General features: G+C 71.3%; 1 protein-coding gene and 1 pseudogene. One reads left to right on the top strand and one right to left on the bottom strand.

Translation table 11 applies throughout. From position 1 onward, the window contains the following. Nucleotides 1-687: pseudogene (locus VLI41_RS14410) on the top strand (IS701 family transposase); the annotation flags it as partial. Between the two features lie 199 nt (nucleotides 688-886). Here VLI41_RS14410 and VLI41_RS16835 read toward each other — a convergent pair. After that, nucleotides 887-2162 (bottom strand): ISAzo13 family transposase gene (locus VLI41_RS16835; RefSeq protein WP_414692566.1). Its coding sequence is split into 2 segments (ribosomal slippage): nucleotides 887-1543 and nucleotides 1545-2162, totalling 1275 coding nucleotides; the frame shifts between segments, so codons are not numbered across the junction. Nucleotides 2163-2362: the final 200 nt, after the last annotated feature.

Genomic DNA, 2362 nt, shown 5'->3' with positions numbered 1-2362 from the left:
CGGCGGCCCACGTCCCGCCAGGGGCCACCTTCGCGACCAAGCCCCGCCTCGCGCTCGCGATGCTCGGGCGGGCGATCGCGGCCGGGGGTGCCGTTCGCGTGGGTGGCGGCCGACAGCGTCTACGGCGTGGGCGAGATGGAGGCGGCGCTGCGGCGGACCGGCAAGGGCTACGTGCTCGGCGTCAGCGGCTCTCACCCCTCCAGCTCCTGGGGCGGCAAGCCGCCGGTGGCCGGCACGGCGGAGGAGATCGCCCGGGCGCTGCCCGCATCGGCGTGGGCGCGGCTCACGGCCGGCGACGGGACCAAAGGGGCGAGGCTCCACGACTGGGCCTACCTCGAGCTGGCCGACCTCGAGGCCGCCGAGTACGGCGACGGCCTCTCCGGCCCGTGGACGCGGGGCCTGCTGGTCCGCCGCTCGATCACCGACGGCGCGCTCGCCTTCTTCTCGACCTGGTGCCCGGCCGGGACCGAAATAGCGACGCTGGTCGAGGTCGAGGGACGCCGCTGGGCGATCGAGGACGGCTTCGAGACCGCCAAGAGCGAGCTCGGGCTCGACCACAACGAGACCCGCAGCTGGCACGGCTGGCACCGGCACGTCTCGCTGGTGATGCTGGCCTTCGCCATGCTGGCGGTCATCCGCCACCGCGCCAACCAGCCGCCACCCCCAAAAACGCTGCTCAAGCTCGCCCGGACGCGCCCGGCCTCATCCGCTGGTCGCTCCAGGAGATCCGCCGTATCGCCACACGCCTCGCCCAGCGACGCATCCAGCCTGCCCGCGTCATCGCTTGGTCATGCTGGCGACGCGCCCACCAAGCCAATGCACAACGTTCGCACCTGAAGCGAAGAACGCAACTGTAGTGCTAGGGGCACGGCAGGGAACTAGGTGCTCATGCCTCGTCCCAGCTGGTTCGTGGCGACAGCGTGTAGTTCCACGCCGGGCAGACGGCATGCGGCGCCAAGCGGAGCCGCCGCATCGCGTCGTCCGAGACGCGCTCCCCCGTCTCGTTGCCGCCGCGCTTGAGCAGCGCCGCCACGCGCAGTCCAGCGGCGGTGACGGTGCCGGCGACGTAGCGGACGATCGTCGCGAAGGTGCGCAGGGGCACGCCGGCCCAGTTCACGCTGATGGCGCTGAACAGCCGATGCTCGATCGGATTCCACTTCGAGCAGCCCGGCGGATAGTGGCACACCGTGACGGCGAGCCCGCAGGCATCGCACAGCTGTTCTTGGAGCTGGGCCTTCCACACGCGCGATCGGCAGCCGTTCGAGCCACCCGCATCGGCCAGGATGAGCAGACGCTCGGCCTGCGGGAAGCGGCGGCTCCCGTGGTCGGCCCGCCAGTCACGAATCGCCTCGACGGCAAAGCGTGGCGTGTCGAAACAGTCGCCGATGCACACAAAGCCGCGATTGTTGGTCAGGTCATAAATACCGTAAGGGATCGCTTGGCCGATGGCATCCTGCGGCCAGTCATGCACCAGCACCGCCTCGGCCGTCCGGCGCCAGGTCCGCCCAGCGTTCTTGAAGTCGCCGACCAGCTCCTTTTTTTTTCGAATCCACGCTGATGATGGGTTCGCCAGCCGCCTGAAACTGTTCGCGCTGTTCGGCGATGTGCCGGAACTGGGCCTCGCGCTCCGGAGGCGAGCCGCGCGCCTCGGTGCGCCGGGCGTTGAGCTTGGGCGAGTAGCCGAGCTGGCGCAGCAGGCGCGCCACCGTCGGGCGGCTCGCCGGATGCCCGGCCGCGCTCAAGGCGGCGCTCAGGTGCTGCAGCGAGCTGCGCTTGGCCTTGGCCCGGCACCCCATGGGATCGCCGGCGGTCTCGGGGGCGAGCAGCGCCTCGAGCGTGGGCAGCAGCGCCGGATCCTGCGCCTCCCGCGCCGGACGCCCGCCGCCGGGGGCGCGGACGCGCTCGGTCGGGCGCTCGGCCAGTTCGGCCGCGAGCTCGCGCCGACCGCGCCGAATGGTCCGTCGGTTCAGGCCGGTGATCCGCGCCAGCAGCGTGTCCCCGCCACGGCCGAGGCGCTCGGCTTCGAGCGCGACGAACCAGCGGCGCTGCTGCTCATCCAGGCGACTGACCAGCAGATTGATGCGCTGGTGAAGGACGCAATCCGCGTGCGGCTCAACGGCCCGGCATCGCGAGCATCCGCATGGATGGACAGAGGAGGACATCGGCAACCCTCGTCACGGCTGACGAAGCAAGCTTCCCGCCCTCTTAACGAGCGTTCCGAGCATCTAGTTCCCTGCCGTGCCCCTAGCACTACCCTGCCACCTTCAGAGCCGGAGGTGGTGCTCGAAGCGCGCCCGGCAGTGCGGGCAGCGCAGGAGCACGCGGGTGAGCGCCGCCACGATCCGGCGGCGGACGGCGGGCA

It is taken from the genome of Phenylobacterium sp. (assembly GCF_035475775.1).
Taxonomy (GTDB): Bacteria; Pseudomonadota; Alphaproteobacteria; order Caulobacterales; family Caulobacteraceae; genus Phenylobacterium.
This window is presented reverse-complemented; position numbering and strand designations above follow the sequence as displayed.